The sequence below is a fragment of the Microbispora sp. NPDC049125 genome, assembly GCF_040802045.1.
In the GTDB taxonomy this organism is placed as follows: domain Bacteria; phylum Actinomycetota; class Actinomycetes; order Streptosporangiales; family Streptosporangiaceae; genus Microbispora.
The window spans coordinates 385,884-404,408 of record NZ_JBEZDW010000001.1; the positions used below are offsets into that span (position 1 = coordinate 385,884).

Below are 18,525 nucleotides of genomic sequence, written 5' to 3' on the forward strand. Positions count from 1 at the left end.
CAATTGCGTCTGGAGCTCGCATGCCCCTCCCCCCTCCCGTCCTCCAATCGCGCCCTGCGGCCAGGTCGGCCGGCTTCTTCACCGCGTTGTCGCTTCTCATCCCCGCTTTGCTGTGCGCCGGCCTCGTGTCCAGCGGGGACAGGGCGGACGCCGCCGTCGAGTGGTCGCCCAAGCCGTCGTACACCTCGACCGACAAGGGCGACGGCACATATTCGGTGCCGCTCCTCCGCTCCGACGTGCCGGACGTCAGTGTGGAGCGCGTCCCCGCCGCCCAGAACGACGAGGGCCGCGACGTCTACTACATGATCAGCACGACGATGCACCTGAGCCCGGGTGCGCCGATCATGAAGTCCTACGACCTGGTGAACTGGGAGACCGTCGGCTACGTCTTCGACCGGGCGAGCATCGGAGACGCGTTCTCGCTGCGCAACGGGCAGAACTCGTACGGCCAGGGCCAGTGGGCGTCGTCCCTGCGCTACCACGACGGCATGTTCTACGTCGTCTTCAACACCAACAACCTCGGCGGGGCGTACCTCTACAGCACCGACGACGTCGAGAACGGCAAGTGGAAGCGCACGCCCCTCGGCCGCGGCCTGCACGACCCGTCGCTCTTCTTCGACGACGACGGCACGCCGTACATCTTCTACGGATCCGGCGGGACCAGCGCCGTGCGGCTCAACAGCGACATGACGGCCATCGCGCAGGACTACCCGAACATCTTCACCGCGGCGAACTACGCCGGCAAGCCGTTCATCGGCGGCCTGTTCGAGGGCGCCCAGGTCTTCCACATCAACGGTTACTACTACGTGGTCGTCATCACCTGGCCGTCGGGGCAGGGACGCCAGGTCGTCATGTTCCGTTCGAAGGACCTGCTCGGGCGCTACACGTCGGCGGACGGTTCGAACACCTATGAGGCGCGCGGGGTGCTCAACTCCAACGGCTTCGCCCAGGGCAGCCTCGTGCCCATCTCACGCGACGGCGGCGGCACCGACTGGTACGGCATGTTCTTCCGCGACAACTTCCCGATCGGGCGTACGCCCGCGCTCATCCCCGCCACGTGGCAGGACGGCTGGCCGACCTTCGGGAACAACGGGGTCGTGCCGGTGGAGGGCACGTTCGGCAAGCCGATCAAACTGAGCCCCGAGCAGGAGACGTTCGAGCAGCAGAAGAGCCTCGTCGCCTCAGACGACTTCGCCAACGACGCGCCGCACAAGGCGTACATGGACGAGGAGTGGACGATCCCCGCTCCGCCGAAGGTCGACGAATCGCTCCTCGGCGTCGAACTGGCGCAGAATGCCGGGTTCGAGTCCGGCACGGTCGCGCCGTGGGCCGCCCAGTACGGCGCCACGCTCAGCCGGGACACGACGGACCCGGCCTCGGGCTCGGCGGCGCTGAAGGTGAGCAACCGCACGGTCAACGGCTCCGGCCCGAACCAGTTCCTGAACGGGAAGATGCAGCGCGGTGTGACCTACACCGTGTCGGCGAAGATCAAGTACGCGTCGGGCCCGAGCACGATCCGGTTCAACCTCGCCGCCGACTGGGGCGCGGGCGTGCAGGTGATGGCGTCCGGGAACGTCCCGGCCGGGCAGTGGACGACGGTGTCGGGCCAGTACACCGTCCCGGAGACGGCGAACCCGGACAACTTCAAGTTCGCCGTGGAGACGCCGTGGGCCGACCCGCAGCCGCCCTCGTCGAGTGTGGACTATCTGGTCGACGACGTGTCGATCGTCGGGCAGCCGGTGACGACCGAGTACCCCGCCAAGGAGGAGATCGCCCCCAACGGGTCGCGGCTGGACACGGTGTGGGAGTGGAACCACGCTCCCGACAACCGGTACTGGTCCCTCACCGACCGTGAGGGATGGCTGCGGCTGACGACCGGCAAGGTGGTCACCGGCAAGTACGTCTACACGAAGCTGTCCAACCGGGACGAGCTGGCATGGTTCGAGGAGGCGCGCAACACGCTGTCGCAGCGCACGTTCGGGCCGCGGCAGTCGGCCGAGACCAAGCTGGACATATCGGGCATGAAGAACGGCGACGTCGCCGGCCTGGCCGCTTACAACCGCGGATTCTCGTACGTGGCGGTCAAGCGGGCCGGCGGCGAGAACACGCTGGGCGTCGTCAATCGGGTGCAGCCGTTCGCGGTCGACCTCAACCAGGCCACCCTTGAGAGCTTCGTGCCGGGCACGACGGTGCCGCTGGGGGACGCGACCCAGGTGTACGTGAAGGCGGATCTCGACTTCGCCTCGCCGGTCGGACAGCTGTGGACGACGTTCTACTACAGCCTCGACGGGCTGAAGTGGACCCAGCTGGGCAGCCGGGTCGGCCCGCAGACCCTGGACGGCAGCCTCTCGCACTTCATGGGGCACCGGGTCGGGCTGTTCGACTACGCCACACAGGAGAAGGGCGGGCACGTCGACTTCGACTACTACCTGCTCAGCGACACGCTGACCGCTCAGGGCAAGGCGCTCGACACCGGCGCACTCGACGCGGCCATCGCCCACGCGGGCACGCTCGACGAGCGCGACTACCCGGCGGACGCCTGGGCCGGCATGCGGGCCGCGCTCGCCGACGCGAAGGCTGCGCGGGCCGGGCAGTTCGGGACCCAGAACCAGATCGACGCACCGGAGCGCGCGCTCAGTTACCGGCTGGCCAGGCTCGGCACGCTCAGGTCCGTCCCACCGCAGGTCAAGCTGACCGTCACCGCCTCCTCGCGCTGCATCGGCGCCTCGGTGTACCTGGCGGTCACGGCCGTCAACGACTCCGGCGTGCCGGCGACGGTGACGATGACCACCCCGTACGGTTCCAAGACCGTGGCCGGCGTGGCCCCGGGCAAGCAGGCCTACCAGTCCTTCAACACCCGGGCCGGGCAGATCGACGCCGGCACGGTGACCGTGAAGGGGACCGCGACGATCGACGGCGCCACCTCGGCCTACGACGCCGCCTACCCCGCCGCCGACTGCCGCTGACCGCACCGGCGGGAGACCACGGTCCACCCGCCGAGGACACCGAACAACCGGGACCGGCCGGCCAGACGGCCGGCCCCACCCCCCTAACACGTCGCGCGGATCGTCGGGGCGTCCGCGTGTCCCCGGAGAAGTCTCAGGTCAAGGAGGATGTTCGTGTTGAAGCGTGTTCGAAAGGCGGCCCTGCGACGGGTCGCCGCCGCGGCGGTGGCCGGCGCTCTGCTGGCCACGGCGGTCGCCGCCACGACGGGGCCGGCCCAGGCCGCCGGTCAGAACGCCATCGTGAACGGCGGGTTCGAGGACGGCCTCACCGGCTGGTTCACCAACAACGGGAACGCGTCCGACGGCGCCACGCTGTCGCCGACGACCGACGCCTACGCCGGTTCGAGCGCCGTGCTCGTCACCGGCAGGAAGACGACCGGGTCAGGCCCGATGCAGGACCTGTCCGGCAAGGTGCAGGCCGGTAAGACCTACGCGATCACGGCTCGGGTGAAGTACGAGAATCCCAGCAGCCCGGCGACCAAGCAGTTCTTCGCCACCATGCACTACGGCGGCTCGACGTACACGAACGTCGGCACGGTGACCGTGGCGCGCGGGCAGTGGGGGCTCATCCAGGGCACGTTCACGATTCCCGCCGGGCAGAGCGTCTCCACCGCGAGGCTCTTCTTCGAGACGCCCTGGACGTCGGACCCCGCGTCCGCCCCGGACACGCACCTCATGGACTTCAAGGTCGACGACGTCTCCCTGGTGGAGTTCGTCCCGTCGACGACCATCGAGGCGCTCGGCAAGAACCCCGGCGAGGGCAACCCGCTCATCTCGCACAAGTTCGGCGCGGACGGCAACGCCTTCGTCCACGACGGCCGCGTGTACCTCTACATGACCAACGACACCCAGGAGTACAAGCCGGGCCCGACCGGCATCTCTCCCACGAACACGTACGCCAGCATCAACACGATCACGGTCATCTCGTCCGACGACCTCATGAACTGGGTCGACCACGGTGAGATCCCCGTCGCGGGCCCGAGCGGGGTCGCCCGCTACGCGACCAACTCGTGGGCCCCCGCCATGGAGAGCAAGGTCGTCGACGGCAAGGAGAAGTTCTTCCTCTACTTCGCCAACAGCGGCGGCGGCTCGGGCGTCATCGTCGGCGACTCGCCGGTCGGCCCGTGGCGCGACGAGCGCGGCAACCTGCTCATCACGAGCGCGACGCCGGGCGCGTCGAACGGCAAGAACTGGCTCTTCGACCCCGGCGTCTTCATCGACGACGACGGCCAGGGTTACCTCGTCTTCGGTGGCGGCGGCGACGACGGGACGCGCAGCGCCGAGAACACCAACCACCCGAAGTCCACGCGCGTGATCAAGCTCGGCGACGACATGATCAGCACACAGGGCTCGGCGGAGGTCATCGACGCGCCGCTCGTGTTCGAGGCCGGCCACCTGTTCAAGCGCGACGGCAAGTACTACTACTCGTACTCGTCCAACTTCGGGTTCGGCGGCCCGATCGACCCCAACGGCCCGCCGACCGGGGCGATCGCCTACCTCATGGCCGACAGCCCGATGGGCCCCTGGACCCCCGACAAGTACAAGGGCATCATCTTCCGCAACCCCGGCACCTACTTCGGCGCCGGCGGCAACAACCACCAGTCGGTGTTCGAGCTCGGCGGGCAGTACTACTTCACCTACCACGCCCAGACCCTCAACAGCCGCATCACGGGCGGCGCCACCCAGGGCTTCCGCAGCCCGCACCTCGCCAAGCTCGACTTCAACGGCGACGGCACGATCAAGGAGGTGAAGGGCGACTACAAGGGCGTCGAGCAGATCCGCGACCTCGACCCGTACCGGGTGATCGAGGCCGAGACGATCGCCTGGCAGCAGGGCATCGCCACGAGGAAGATCGACGGCGGGTCGGAGGAGTTCGGCCCGCAGGCGCCGAACCTGGAGCTGTACGACATCGACAACGGCGACTGGACGTCGCTCGCGAAGGTCGACTTCGGCGACGGCGGCGCCACCGGCGTCACCGCCAAGGTGCGCCCGCTCGCGGCCGGCGGAAAGATCGAGGTCCGTCTGGACGGCCGCAACTCGCCCGTGGTGGCGACCATCCCCGTCGATGCTCCGCTCGGCCAGTGGACGAAGCTGTCCGCCAAGCTCGACGGCGTCAAGGGCGTACACGACGTGTACTTCACCTACGCCGGCCCGGCTGGCGCGGACCTGTTCGAGGTCGACTCCTGGGCCTTCGACGCGCAGGCCAAGCTGACCGTCACCGCCTCCACGCGCTGCATCGGCACCTCGGTGTACCTGGCGGTCACGGCCGTCAACGACTTCGACGTGCCGGCGACGGTGACGATCACCACCCCGTACGGTTCCAAGACCGTGGCCGGCGTGGCCCCGGGCAAGCAGGCCTACCAGTCCTTCAACACCCGGGCCGGGCAGATCGACGCCGGCACGGTGACCGTGAAGGGGACCGCGACGGTGGACGGCGAGCCGATGTCGGTGTCGCTGGACGCCGGGTACGGCGCCCGCACCTGCTGATGATCAACGGGGCGGCCCGGTGCGACGGGCCGCCCCCACCAGCCGGGAGGTTGACAGGTGGCACGTGCCGAGGCTGCTGCGGGCGGGCCGGCGGAGCAGGCGCTGGCGGGAATCGTGATCCCCGATGCCGGCGACGTGCGGGGGAACGTGACGCTGCCGACGACGGTGGCGGCGGCGCCGGACGCGGTGGTGAAGTGGACGTCGTCGAACCCGGACATCGTCTCCGACACGGCGGACGGCGCCATCGCGGCGGGTGCGGTGACGCGCCCGCCGGTGGGGGCGGACCCGGTGAAGGTGACCTTGACGGCGCGCGTCAGCGTCGACTCCGCCGAGGCGCGCCGTGACTTCGAGCTGACCGTGCGGCCCGCCGTGAAGCTCGCCCCGTTCTCGCGGTACGGCATGGCGAACTTCGCCAGGTCCAACAGCCAGGCGGGGCAGCAGATCTACATGGCCTCCAGCGTCGGCGACGACCCGACCCGCTGGGTGGCCGTCAACGACGGGCACGTCGTCCTCCGGTCCACCAAGGGCATGCACGCCGTGCGCGACCCGTCCATCGTCCGATCGCCGGAGGGAGACAGGTTCTACCTCGTCGCCACCGATCTGAACGTCGACGGCACGGCGTACGGGTGGCGGGGCTGGGACTGGGCCCAGAGCGACGCCAGCCGCCACATCGAGGTCTGGGAGTCCACCGACCTGCGGACCTGGTCGGAGCAGAGGCACGTGCGGGTGGCTCCGGACGAGGCGGGCATGGCGTTCGCCCCGGAGGCCATCTGGGACGAGTCGATCGGGGCGTACGTGGTCTACTGGACCTCCTCGATGTACGCGCCCGGGACGTACTACACGACTGACCGCAACGATCCGAAGCGCCGCTTCCCGCTCACGCGGAACCAGACGCTCTACACCACGACGCGGGACTTCGTGACGTTCACGCCGGCGCGGGTGATGAGCGGCAGGCCCGGCCACGGGACGCTCGACGCGGTCATCATCAAGGACGACGAGGACGGGTCCTACCACCGGTTCGTCACCGACCGCACGTCCACCGGCGCCGGGACGACCAAGTACGTCCCCGGGTGCGGCTCGGAGGACATCTATCAGGAGCGGGCCGTGTCGGTGCTGGCGCCGGCCGGTGAGTGGACCCTGGTCAAGGGCTGCATCACGCACGAGACGATGGACACGACCTACGCCGAGGCGCCGATGGTCGTCAAGGCGAACCCGGGCGACGCGCGGGGAGAGGGGTACTACCTGTGGGCGGACCAGAAGTGGGCCGGCTCACCGGCGGGGGAGCCCATGGAGGAGCAGCTTCATCCGTACTGGAGCAGGGACCTCGCGTCGGGGGAGTGGACCCCCGTCGACTGGGAGAAGCCGGACTACGACCTGGCGAACGGCGTCATGCGTCACGGGAACGTCTTCGCGCTCACTCAGGCCGAGCACGCCTGCCTGCGCGGCGCGGACCTGTCGGCGGTCGCGGTGAGAACGCCTCCGGCCAAGGCCGTCTACGTGACCGGTGAGCCCCTCGACCTGACGGGCCTCGTGGTCACGGCCGGCTACACCGACGGCATGAAGGACGAGGTCCTGGCCGAGGGGTACGGCGGCTACCTGGTGTCGGGGTACGACCCGGCCACCCCGGGGCGGCAGACGGTGACCGTGTCGTACACGGTGGCCGATGTGACGAGGACCGCATCGTTCCAGGTCGAGGTCGTCTGAACCCGTCCGCGGTGGCGGACACGCGTACGCCGCCGTCCCGGCCGGGGACGGCGGCGTCTCGCCTTTCGGATCGGGCTCAGCCGGTGACCAGGGTGAGGCCGTAGACCGAGAGGATCTCGTTGACCGGCTGGAAGTAGGTCGTCCCGCCGGAGCTGCAGTTGCCCGAGCCGCCGGACGTGACGCCCTGGGCCTGGCTGCCGGAGATGAACGGCCCGCCGGAGTCGCCGGGCTCGGCGCAGACGTTGGTGCGGGTCACCTCGGAGACCGTGCCCTGCGAGTAGCGCACGCTGGTGTTGCGCTGCTGCACCGTGCCGCAGTGCCAGCCGGTGGTGGAGCCGGAGCGGCAGATCGACGCGCCGACGACGGCCACGGTGGAGCCGGAGACGGTCACGTTGCCGCTGCTGCCCCTGACCCACGGCCGGGGCGTCCAGTTGCTGTTGACCGCGGCCCACGAGTAGTCGTTGCCGGGGAAGGAGTAGCCCTGGAAGCTTCCCATGGCGACCCGGTTGTAGCCGGTGAGGCTGCTGCCCACCGTGGCGCAGTGGCCCGCGCTCACGAAGCCGTTCGTGCTGCCGCGGCGAACGGAGAAGCCGACCGAGCAGCGGGCCGCGTTGGCGATGTAGTAGGCGTCGCCGCCGCGCACGTCGTAGAAGGTCCGCGGCTGCTCCGACGACTGCACGACGCGCACGGCCGCCTTGTCGGCTCCGCTGGCCGCGACGAACGCCTCGGCCTCGGCGGGCTGGGAGGACTGCACGACGACGCTGTTGGTCCGCACGTCGACGTACCACGCGGAGGTGGACGCCGGAGCGCTCGCCGCGGCCTTGTCGAGCGCCTCCTTGGCGGCGGTGAGAGCCGAGAGCGAGCGGCCGACGATGGTGGGCTGGGCGCCGGCGGTGAGGATGGCGCTCGCCTTGGTGGCGTCCGTGGTGGCGACCACCTGGGTGGCGGAGGCCGGGCCGGTGACCCAGGAGCCGGCGAAGCTGTCGCCGATCTTGGCCTGGACGGCGGTCTCGGTCGCGGCGGCCCGTGACTCGTTGGCGATGCGCGCCTCGGCCTCGGCGGCGCTGATGCCGAGGTCGCGCTGCATGGCCTCGATCAGCGAGGGGGGAGGCTTGACGGCGGAGGACGCGGAGACACCGGCGGCGGCGGGGGCGGGCTCCGCCATGGCGGGGGTGGCGGCCATGGCGAAGGCGGTCACGGTCAGAGCGCACCCGGCGATGACCGTGCGTCTGTCGAGCATGAGGGCTCTCCTTGGTTGGGGGGTGCCGTCACCGTAACCGGGAGGTGCTCGCATGCGGATGTATCAGTTCGCCCCTACCACTGCGGTATGGAAGGGACGGGAGCCGGGCGACCGGACGGCCGTGCGGGCAGGCGAACGCCGCCGCCCTCCGGGGAGAGGACGGCGGCGTGTGCGGGCCGGGGCTACGGCTTGGTGAAGGCGAACGCGTAGATGCCCGTGCCGGAGTAGGCGTGGATGCGGTAGTAGTAGTAGCCGGCTGTGCCGGAGTAGGTGAGCGCCTCGTCGGGGCCGGGAGAGGTGCTGCTGGCGACGGTCACCCAGCTCGTTCCGTTCCATTTCTGCAGGTAGAGGTCGAAGTCGGTGCCGTCGGAGGCGTCAAGGCAGGCCCTGTGGACGCCGGCGGCGGTCGACTGGTAGTAGGTGCCGTCCGGCTGGTAGGCGCTCTGCCCGCTGATCAGGCTGCCGGCGCGCGTCTGCTGGTAGCCGGTGCAGCCGTTGGGCGGCGGGGTGCCCCCCGAGGTCGTCAGCGTGAGCCCGTACGTCGACAGGATCTCGCTGACCGGCTGGAAGTAGGTCGTGCCGCCGGCGGTGCAGTTGCCGGAGCCGCCGGAGGTCACTCCCTGGGCCTGGGCGCCGGAGATGAACGGGCCGCCGGAGTCGCCCGGCTCGGCGCAGACGCTGGTGCGGGTCACCTCGTTCACGGTGCCTTCGGCGTAGGCGACGCTCGTACCGCGTTGCTGGACCGTTCCGCAGTGCCAGCCCGAAGTCGAGCCGGACCGGCAGACCGACGCGCCTTCGACGGCCGATGCGGCCCCGCTGACGACCACGTCGCCGCCGCCGCCGTTGTTCACCCAGGGCCGTGGCGTCCAGTCGCTGTTGACCGCGACCCACGAGAAGTCGTTGCCGGGGAAGGACGAGGCCTGGAAGGTCCCCTGCGCGACACGGTTGAAGCCGGTGGTGCCGGCCCCGGCGACGCCGCAGTGGCCGGCGCTGACGAAGCCGTTCGTGCTTCCCCTCGTCACCGCGAATCCGACCGAGCAGCGGGCCGCGCGGTCGATGTAGTAGGCGTCGCCGCCGCGCAGGTCGTACAGGGTCCTGGGCCGCTCCTGCGACCTCACTACGCGCACCACCGTCTTGTCCGCGCCGCTGGCCGCCACGAACGCCCGGGCCTCGGCCGGGTCGGACGACCGTACGACGACGCTGTTGGTCCGCACGTCGATGTACCACACGGGTGTGGAGGCGGGAGCCACGGCCGCGTCCAGGGCCTTCTTCGCGGCCTCCAGCGCCGAGAGCGCTCGGACGACCACCCGGGGCTGCGCGGACTCCGCGTAGATCGAGTCGGTCTTGGCGGGATCCGTCGTGGCGACGAGGACGGTGGAGGAGGTGGGCCCGGTGACCCACGTGCCGGCGAAGGCGCCGCCGAGCCGTTCGCGGAGCCTCGCCTCCACGGCGCTCGCCCGGGCCTCGTTGGCGAGGCGGCGCCGGGCCTGGGCGGCGGTGATGCCGAGATCGCGCTGCATGGCCTCCACCATGCCGGGCGGGGGCTTCATGACGAGCGTGGACGGCGCGGCGGCCGGGACCGCGTCCGGCGTCGGGCCCGCACGGGCGGGGACGGCGGTCATGGCGAGTGTGGTGACGAGCAGCGCGACGCAGGTGATGGTGGGGGTCGTGTGAGACATGGAGTCCTCCTCGGGGGTCGGGACATGTCCCAATCGTAACCGAGTGATTACTCTATGCAGTCACATATAGAAGTCAGTGGCCTCCTGTTATGCAACAGTGCCGTATTGGGGATTAGTGGTCAGCCATTCCGAGTAGCGGGCGCTGCGCCCGATCGCGTCGGCGTAGGCCGCGCGGGCGTACGCCGCCACCACCGGTGCGAGCCGGGAGGCCACGGAGTCGCCGTGCCAGCCGAGCAGATGCCTCCACCGGAGGGGCGCCCCGGCCAGCGGCATCATCACCAGCCCGGACGTGAGCTGGAACGTCGCCTGGCAGAGCGCGACGGCCCTGCCCACCCTGACCAGGTGCAGGCAGGTGGCCACGTCGGTCTCGTAGATGGACGTCGGGACGAACCCGGCCCGCGAGCAGGAGGCGGCGAAGCAGTCGGAGAAGCAGCCGTCCCCCGGGGTGAGGGCCCAGCACTCGTCCGCGAGCTGGGAGAGCTCAAGCTCGCTCTCCCCGGCGAGCGGATGCTCCTCGCCGAGCAGCGCGAACACCGGGTCGGTGCCGACCGTGCTCCAGCTCATCGCGTCGCCCGCGGGCGGCGGGCTGTCGCCGCAGGCGCCGACCAGCGCGTAGTCGAGCCGGCCGGCCGCCACCAGCGCGGTCAGCTCGCGGGACGACCAGGAGGTGCGGGTGGTCACAGGGGTTCCGGGCTGCGCGGCGGTGAGGCGCTCGACCAGCCCGCCGAGGATGGGCCCGTGGGTGGCGCCGAGCCGGTAGCCGGTCAGCTCCACGGACGCGTTGGCGAAGCGCACCGCGTCCTCCTGGAGGTCCCGGACGGCGGGCAGCAGCACCCGGGCCCGGGACAGCACCATCTCCCCGAGGGGCGTGGGACGGGCGCCGTTGCGGTCACGCTCGAACAGAGGGCCGCCCAGGGACCGCTCGATGCGTTTGAGCTGTGCGGTGAGCGACGGCTGAGGCAGGCCCAGGCGGGTGGCCGCCTTGGTGACGCTTCCGGCCTCGGCGACCGCGTTCACGATCCTGAGGTGACGCATCTCCAGATCCATATCGGGAACGTACGGCCGCCCTGGTATGCCTGCAATCCCGTCTTGTCATGAAATTTGACTGTAACTCGTGGTTATTACCATTCGGCAGGTCACGGGCGCGGGGTTCCGCGAGCTGCTATGAAACGCGTTCCATTCGGCGGGCTCGTCCTCGCTTGAACGGCCTAGGTAGAACACGTTGCAGTTTGAGTGGGGTCCGCCGTACAGTCGGGGCATGCGGACACGTGTCACCGACATGTTCGGTATCGAGTTCCCGATCTTCGCCTTCAGCCACTGCCGTGACGTCGTCGCCGCTGTCAGCCGGGCCGGCGGCATGGGGGTGCTCGGCGCCCTGTACTTCACCCCCGAGGAGCTCGAGATCGAGCTCAAGTGGATCGACGACCACGTGGACGGGCGGCCGTACGGCGTCGACGTCGTGATGCCCGCGTCGTACGCGGGGGCGGATCTGGAGGTCGACTCCCCGGCCGATCTGGTGGCCCGGCTGCAGGGGATGATCCCCCAGGCGCACCGCGACTTCGTGGAGGGCCTGCTGTCCCGGCACGGGGTGGCGCCGCTGACCGGCTCCGACCCCGGCAGGGTGCTGCTCGGATGGACGGACGCGACCGCCCGGCCACAGGTGGAGGTGGCCCTGAAGCATCCGATCGCGCTGCTCGCGAACGCCCTCGGCCCGCCTCCGGCCGACGTCGTCGATCTCGCGCACGCCAAGGGCGTGAAGGTCGCCGCCCTCGCCTCCACGCCGCGCCACGCCGTCAAGCAGGTCGAGGTGGGGGTGGACGTCGTCGTCGCGCAGGGCACCGAGGCCGGCGGCCACACCGGGGAGATCTCCACGATGGTGCTGATCCCGCAGGTGGTCGATGCCGTGGACGTGCCGGTGCTGGCGGCGGGCGGGATCGGGAGCGGCCGCCAGATGGCCGCCGGGATGGCCCTGGGCGCCGAGGGCGTGTGGACCGGCTCGATCTGGCTCACCGTCGAGGAGGCGGACACCCCGGAGGCCGCCAAGCGGAAGATCCTCCAGGCCACCTCACGGGACACCGTCCGATCGCGGAGCTGGACCGGCAAGCCGGCCCGCCTGCTCAGGAACGAGTGGACCGACGCGTGGGAGTCGGCGGAGTCGCCCGGCACGCTCCCGATGCCGTTGCAGTTCATGCTCATCTCCCCGGCCCTGCGGCGCATCGCCAACTCGGACGCGGCGGAGCTGAGCACGTTCCCGGCCGGTCAGATCATCGGCACGATGAACCACGTGAAGCCGGCCAGGCAGGTGGTCTTCGACATGATCGAGGAGTACGTCGAGGTCATGGAGCGTCTCGACCGCATCACGGGGGACTGAGCGCCCGGGCCCGTGGGCCGACCCGGCATGATGGCCCCAGGGCCCTTCACGTGGCGAACGGCCCACGATAACGGGAGGATGCCCGGGATGAGCCGAGCCGCCGGTGACGCCCTCGCAGACGCTCCGCCCATCTTGGGCAACGTTCCCGGCTCGTACGCCCTCGGAGTCTTCAGGGACCGGCATCCCGCCCTGCTCAAGCAGGTCAGGGAGGCGCTGCCGTACACCGCCGACCGGCACCGCGCGCTCGACCGGCTCCTGGACGAGGTCGTCCGCGACGTCATGGAGCCGCTCGACCCGTCGGCGCACGACCACGCGGTCTGGGTGGAATGGGGGCGGGGCAAGCTCGGCCGCCGCTGGGTCGACGTGCCGTTCCTGTGGGCCGAGAGCTACTTCTACCGCAAGCTCCTGGAGGCCACCGGCTACTTCGGTGACGGCCCGTGGCGCGGGGTCGACCCGTTCGGGCCCCTCAAGCAGGGCGAGCTCGGCGGCGACATCGTGGACGGCGAGCTGGCGGCGCTCGACCAGACCGCCGAGCTGCCCCCGGACGAGCGTGCCGAGGCGCTTCTCCTCGGCTCGCTGTGGGGCAACCGCGCCGACCTCGCCTTCAGTGACACTCCGGCGGGGCGGGACCGCGTCGCCTCCCTGGTCGTGGACGACAGCGCGCTGCTGTGGTCACTGCTCCGAGACGCCGGAGGGGACCGCGCCGCCGGGAAGGTCGTTCTCGTCGGCGACAACGCGGGACGGGAGCTGCTGCCCGACCTCCTGCTCGCCGACCACCTCCTCGCCGAGGGGCTGGCGAGCGAGGTGGTGCTGCACGTGAAGCCGCACCCGTACTTCGTGTCCGACGCCACGCCGGCGGACGTGGTGGCCTGCCTGCGGCGGCTGGCCGCCGCGCCCGGGCGGGCGGGGGAGGCGGGTGGCCGCCTCTGGGACGCGATGGCGACGGGGCGCCTCACGCTGCGCGCCCACCCGTTCGCCTGCGCTCCGCTGCCGTACCGCGACATGCCGGACGACCTGCGTGCCGAGTTCGCCTCGGCCTCCCTGACCGTCACCAAGGGGGACCTGAACTACCGCAGGCTCGTCGGCGACCTGATGTGGCCGGGGACGACACCCTTCGCCGACGTCACCGCCTACTTCCCCGGACCGGTCGTCGCGCTGCGCACGTTGAAGTCGGACGTCCTCGTCGGCGTCCCCAGCCCGGCCCTGGCGGCGCTGGACGCGACCGGTGACCCATGGCGGACCACGGGCACCCACGGCATGATCCAGGGCAGGCCCTGACGCTTCCGCTCAGTGGCCCGGGTCGCCTCAGTGGCCCCGGTAGACCGGTGGCCGCTTCTCGCGGAACGCCAGGGAGCCCTCCTTGGCGTCCTCGGAGCCGATGACCGGCCAGCCGATGCCGTCGGAGACCTGGAGGGCCTGCGCCTCCGGCATGCCCAGCGTCTCGCGGTAGGTGCGCAGGATCGCCTGGACCGCGAGCGGCCCGCACTCCGTCACCCGCTCGGCGATCTCCCTGGCCGCGTCGAGCGCCTGGCCGTCCGGGACGACCCGGTTGACCAGGCCCATCGCCAGCGCCTCGGTGGCGGTGATCGACCGGCCGGTGAGCAGCACGTCCATCGCGAACGCGTACGGGATCTGGCGCGGGAGCCGTACGGCGCTGCCGCCCATGGGGAACAGCGCGCGCCTGGCCTCGAACAGCCCGAGCGTGGCGCTCTCCGCGACCACCCGCAGGTCGGTGCCGACCAGCAGCTCGGTGCCTCCCGCCACGGCGTAGCCCTCGACGGCGCAGACGATCGGCTTGGTGGGCAGCGAGCCGCTGTCGCGCAGCAGGCCCTTCCAGTGGAAGTCGGGGATCTCCTGTGAGCGCTTGAGCACACGCGGGTCGGTGGACGGCGTGCCCATCGCCTTGAGGTCGGCCCCCGCGCAGAACGTGCCGCCCGCCCCGGTGAGGATGCCGACCCGCACCTCCGGCTCGTCCGAGATGTACTGCCAGGCGTCCGCCAGCCCCACCAGCATGTCCGTCGACAGCGCGTTCCTGGCCTCCTGCCGGTCCATCGTGACGGTGACGATGTGCCCGTCGCGCTCGATCCGGCAGTGTGGCGTGCTGATCGGCAGCGGCTCCACAGGCGTCCCCCTCCAGGTCGGACAGCGGATATCCGGGCGAATGGTAGCGCGTTCCACCCTTCTGGGGACGATCTCGCATGACGGCCCCGAATGGCGGCTACTGCTGCGCAGTAGGCATATCAAGCGCTTGTTGGCTGAGGTCGTGAGAGTTAGTCTGCCCGAAGAACTAGAACCGATTCTCGTCTGTGTCGTCCCGTAACACCAGCCCTTGCCAGCCCGGCTCCGGCGTGTTTCACTCCGGGGGCCCGGACCCGTGGGGCGCTGGGGCGGCGCCGGCGGCCGAAGACCTCAGGCGCGACGCGGACAAGGAGCAGGCACATGGGCTCGCTCGGTTTCTGGAGGCTCGCTCAGGCCGATCCCGGCTGGGTCGCCGCGATCGACCCGGGCGGCGCCGAGCACACCGCCGGGGAGCTGCTCGCCCGGGCCAACCGGCTGGTGCACGGCCTGCGCGGCCTCGGCCTGCGGGTCGGCGACGCGGTCTGCGGCCTGGTCCCCAACGGCGCCGACGGGCTGACCCTCTACCTCGCCGCCATGCAGGCCGGTTGGTACTACACGCCGGTCAACTGGCACCTCACCGGGCCGGAGATCGGTTACATCGTGTCCGACAGCGAGGCCAAGGCGTTCTTCGTGCACGAGCGGTACGCCGCCGAGGGCGCGAGGGGCGCGGAGGAGTCGGGGATCGGCGCCGACCGGTGCTTCGCGTTCGGGACGGTGGACGGCTTCCGGCCGGTGGCCGAGCTCACCGCCGGCCATGGCGACGGCATGCCCGAGGGCCGTACGGCCGGGGCGGCGATGCACTACACCTCCGGCACGACCGGCAGGCCGAAGGGCGTCCGCCGCCCGCTGACCGGCCTGGACCCCGACGACGCCGCCGAGCGCATGACGTTCCTGCTCACGCTTTTCGGCGTGACACCCGGACGGCCGAACGCGCACCTGGTCACCTCGCCCAGCTACCACACGGCGGTGACGCAGTTCGGCGCGACCTCGCTGCACATGGGCCACACGCTCGTCTACATGGACAGGTGGGACGCAGAAGAGGCCCTGCGCCTGTGCGAGCGCCACCGGGTGACCAGCTCCCACATGGTGCCCACGCACTTCAAGCGGCTGCTGTCGCTCCCCGAGGAGGTGCGGCGCGCGTACGACCTGTCGTCGCTGAGGTGGATGATCCACGCGGCGGCGCCCTGCCCGGTGCCGGTCAAGCGGCAGATGCTGGAGTGGTGGGGCGACGTGGTCTACGAGTACTACGCGGCCACCGAGGGCGGCGGCACCATCGCGACCCCGGAGGACTGGAAGAAGCACCCGGGGACCGTCGGCAAGGCCTGGCCGATCAGCGAGCTGCTGATCGTGGACGACGACCTCCAGGAGGTGCCCACCGGCACCCCCGGCACCATCTACATGAAGATGGCCGGCCTGGCCTTCGAGTACAAGGGCGACCCGGACAAGACGGCCGCGAACCGGTTCTCGGCGCCGGCCCGGACGGGGGCCGGAGGGGACACGGCCTTCTTCACCGTCGGCGACATCGGCTACCTCGACGAGGACGGCTTCCTGTTCCTCTGCGACCGCAAGGCCGACATGATCATCTCCGGCGGGACGAACATCTACCCGGCGGAGATCGAGAACGAGCTGCTCATCCATCCGAAGGTCGCCGACGTCGCCGTCTTCGGCGTTCCCGACGACGAGTGGGGCGAGCAGATCAAGGCGATCGTCGAGGCGGCGCCCGGAGCGACCCCCGGGCCGGAGCTGGCCGAGGAGATCCTCGGCTCGCTGGAGGGCCGCCTGTCCCGGATGAAGTGGCCCAAGTCCGTCGAGTTCATCGAGGAGATGCCGCGGGAGCCCAACGGGAAGCTCCTCAAACGCAAGCTCCGCGCCCCTTACTGGGAGGGCAGGGACCGTGCCATCTGAGAGGCGGGCCGATGAGCTGACGGCAGTCCACGTCCTGGAGTTCCCCGGCGGCTACACCCGTACGACCGGGCCGGTCATCGGACGCTTCCTGACCGAGCTGCGCGACCGGCGCCTCGTCGGGGTCCGGACCGCGGCCGGCCGGGTGCTGGTGCCCCCGCTGGAGTACGACCCGGACACCGGGGAGTCCGTCACCGGCGAGTACGTCGAGGTGGGGCCGGCCGGGACCGTCGAGGCGTGGGCCTGGGTGGGCGCCCCCCGCCCCGGCCATCCGCTCGACCGGCCGTTCGCCTGGGCCCTGATCCGGCTCGACGGCGCGGACACGACCCTGGTCCACGCGGTCGACGCGGGGAACGCCAAGGCGATGCTGCCCGGCCTGCGCGTCCGGCCTCGCTGGAGGAGCGAGCCCGCCGGGCACATCACCGACATCGAGTGCTTCCTCCCCGAGGTGACGAGGATGGTCGCCCCGGTGCGGGCGGAGTATCGCGTCACACCCGGGCGGGCGCTGGCCCGGTTCCTTGAGGGCGTGCGCGACGGCGTGCTCCTCGGCGGCCGGTGCCCCCGGTGCGACAAGGTCTACGTGCCCTACCGGCTGTCGTGCCCCGCCTGCGGCTCGGTCATCGCCGACGAGGTCGAGGTGGCCGACACCGGTACGATCACGACCTTCGCCATCAACAACCTGCCCGACCCGCGCGCCCCCGAGGTGCCGTTCGTCTCGGCGTACATCCTGCTGGACGGCGCGGACACCCCGATGATCGCGCTGGTCGCCGGCGTGCCGGCGCACGAGGTGCGGCAGGGCATGCGGGTGCGGGCCGTGTGGGTGCCCCCCGAGGAGCGGACGGCGTCGATGACGAACATCCGGTGGTTCGCCCCCACGGGGGAGCCCGACGACGACCTGTCCGATCTCGGCGAGGCCCCCGCGACGCGGCCCGGCGTGCCGTCCCCAGTGCCGCCCGCGGGGCCGCCCGGTGAGTCCTCCGGCGCGGACGGGGAGGCCTGATGCGCGACGTCGCCGTCATCGCCTTCGCGCAGACGACGCACACCGGCCACGACGCCGGGCTCAGCGAGCCCGAGATGCTGCTCCCGGTCATCGAGGAGGTCAAGCGGGCGTCCGGGCTCGGCTCCTTCGGCTTCACCTGCTCGGGCTCGTGCGACTACCTCGCCGGGGCGCCGTTCTCGTTCGTCTCCGCGCTCGACGCGCTCGGGGCCTGGCCGCCCATCACCGAGAGCCACGTCGAGATGGACGGCGCCTTCGCCCTGTACGAGGCCTGGGTCAGGCTCCAGCACGGCGACGTCGACTCCGCCCTCGTCTACGGCTTCGGCAAGTCGTCGATGACGGACGTCCGGGAGATCATGACGCTCCAGCTCGACCCGTACTATCTGGCGCCGCTCGGGCTCGACCAGGTCTCGTTCGCCGCGCTGCAGGCGAGCGCGCTCGGCGCGAGCCGTGCCGCCCTCGACGAGGTCGTACGGCGCAGCCGCGCCGCCGGCAGGGCCAACGCCTACGCCCTCGACCTGCCCGACCCTTCGGGGGACGAGTGGGAGGTCGAGCCGCTGCGGCCGTACGACGTCGCGCCGGTCACCGACGGCGCGGCGGCGGTGGTGCTGGCGGCGGGCGACCTGGCCAGGGAGCTGGCGGAGCGGCCGGCCTGGGTCACCGGCATGGCGCACCGGATCGAGCCGCACTATCTCGGCATGCGCGACCTGTCCCGCTCGGTCTCCGCCGCCGACGCCGCCAGGGCGGCAGGGGTGGGCAAGGGCCCGGTCGAGGTGGCGGAGCTGCACGCCCAGTTCAGCCATGAGGAGCTCATCCTGCGCGAAGCACTCGGGCTGCCGGACGGGACGGTCGTCAACCCCTCCGGCGGGCCGCTGGCGGCCAACCCGATGATGGCCGCCGGGCTGATCAGGATCGGCGAGGCGGCGCGGCGGATCCTCGGCGGAGCCGTCTCCCGCGCCGTCGCCCACGCCGCGTCCGGCCCCTGCCTGCAGCACAACCTCGTCGCCGTACTGGAGGCCTGA

At 71.1% G+C, this 18,525-nt stretch carries 12 protein-coding genes; 8 read left to right on the plus strand and 4 right to left on the minus strand.

All coding sequences use genetic code 11. From position 1 onward, the window contains the following. Positions 1-20 precede the first annotated feature (20 nt). The 3 genes from AB0B72_RS01665 (at position 21) to AB0B72_RS01675 (ending at position 7,196) form a co-directional block, all read left to right on the plus strand. Complete coding sequence (locus AB0B72_RS01665) at positions 21-2,966, plus strand: family 43 glycosylhydrolase (protein ID WP_367736321.1); 2,946 nt, start codon at positions 21-23, stop codon at positions 2,964-2,966. A 156-nt stretch (positions 2,967-3,122) separates the two neighbouring features. Continuing rightward, entirely contained in the window at positions 3,123-5,492 is a 2,370-nt protein-coding gene (locus tag AB0B72_RS01670; RefSeq protein WP_367736322.1) for a family 43 glycosylhydrolase, read from the plus strand. Between the two features lie 57 nt (positions 5,493-5,549). Next, on the plus strand, positions 5,550-7,196 hold the full coding sequence (locus AB0B72_RS01675; RefSeq protein ID WP_367736323.1) for an immunoglobulin-like domain-containing protein: 1,647 nt from the start codon (positions 5,550-5,552) through the stop codon (positions 7,194-7,196). 76 nt (positions 7,197-7,272) lie between these two features. Here AB0B72_RS01675 and AB0B72_RS01680 read toward each other — a convergent pair whose 3' ends face one another. The 3 genes from AB0B72_RS01680 to AB0B72_RS01690 form a co-directional block, all read right to left on the minus strand. After that, positions 7,273-8,436 (minus strand): S1 family peptidase, encoded by a 1,164-nt coding sequence (locus AB0B72_RS01680; RefSeq protein WP_367736324.1) that lies wholly within the window; start codon positions 8,434-8,436, stop codon positions 7,273-7,275. Positions 8,437-8,618: 182 nt separating this feature from the next. After that, on the minus strand, positions 8,619-10,115 hold the full coding sequence (locus AB0B72_RS01685; protein WP_367736325.1) for an alpha-lytic protease prodomain-containing protein: 1,497 nt from the start codon (positions 10,113-10,115) through the stop codon (positions 8,619-8,621). An 87-nt stretch (positions 10,116-10,202) separates the two neighbouring features. Further along, positions 10,203-11,162, minus strand: coding sequence for a LysR substrate-binding domain-containing protein (locus AB0B72_RS01690; RefSeq protein WP_367736326.1), 960 nt, complete (start codon positions 11,160-11,162; stop codon positions 10,203-10,205). Positions 11,163-11,373: 211 nt separating this feature from the next. Here AB0B72_RS01690 and AB0B72_RS01695 point away from each other — a divergent pair, with 211 nt between their 5' ends. Together AB0B72_RS01695 and AB0B72_RS01700 are read left to right on the plus strand one after the other, a co-directional pair. After that, complete coding sequence (locus AB0B72_RS01695; protein WP_367736327.1) at positions 11,374-12,486, plus strand: NAD(P)H-dependent flavin oxidoreductase; 1,113 nt, start codon at positions 11,374-11,376, stop codon at positions 12,484-12,486. An 87-nt stretch (positions 12,487-12,573) separates the two neighbouring features. Further along, positions 12,574-13,764 carry a damage-control phosphatase ARMT1 family protein gene (locus AB0B72_RS01700; protein ID WP_367736328.1) on the plus strand — a complete coding sequence of 397 codons (1,191 nt, stop codon included), beginning with the start codon at positions 12,574-12,576 and terminating at the stop codon, positions 13,762-13,764. Between the two features lie 27 nt (positions 13,765-13,791). Here AB0B72_RS01700 and AB0B72_RS01705 read toward each other — a convergent pair whose 3' ends face one another. Continuing rightward, the gene (locus AB0B72_RS01705; RefSeq protein WP_367736329.1) at positions 13,792-14,607 is read right to left on the minus strand and encodes a crotonase/enoyl-CoA hydratase family protein; all 816 of its coding nucleotides are present in this window, start codon (positions 14,605-14,607) and stop codon (positions 13,792-13,794) included. Positions 14,608-14,925: 318 nt separating this feature from the next. Here AB0B72_RS01705 and AB0B72_RS01710 point away from each other — a divergent pair, with 318 nt between their 5' ends. Genes AB0B72_RS01710 through AB0B72_RS01720 form a run of 3 tightly spaced genes read left to right on the plus strand, consistent with a single transcriptional unit; the run spans position 14,926 to position 18,525 of the window. Continuing rightward, the gene (locus AB0B72_RS01710) at positions 14,926-16,509 is read left to right on the plus strand and encodes an acyl-CoA synthetase (protein ID WP_367736330.1); all 1,584 of its coding nucleotides are present in this window, start codon (positions 14,926-14,928) and stop codon (positions 16,507-16,509) included. Beyond that, positions 16,499-17,506, plus strand: coding sequence for a Zn-ribbon domain-containing OB-fold protein (locus tag AB0B72_RS01715; protein WP_367736331.1), 1,008 nt, complete (start codon positions 16,499-16,501; stop codon positions 17,504-17,506). The genes AB0B72_RS01710 and AB0B72_RS01715 overlap by 11 nt, the downstream gene beginning before the upstream one ends. After that, entirely contained in the window at positions 17,506-18,525 is a 1,020-nt protein-coding gene (locus AB0B72_RS01720) for a lipid-transfer protein (protein WP_367736332.1), read from the plus strand. Before AB0B72_RS01715 ends, AB0B72_RS01720 begins: the two co-directional genes overlap by 1 nt.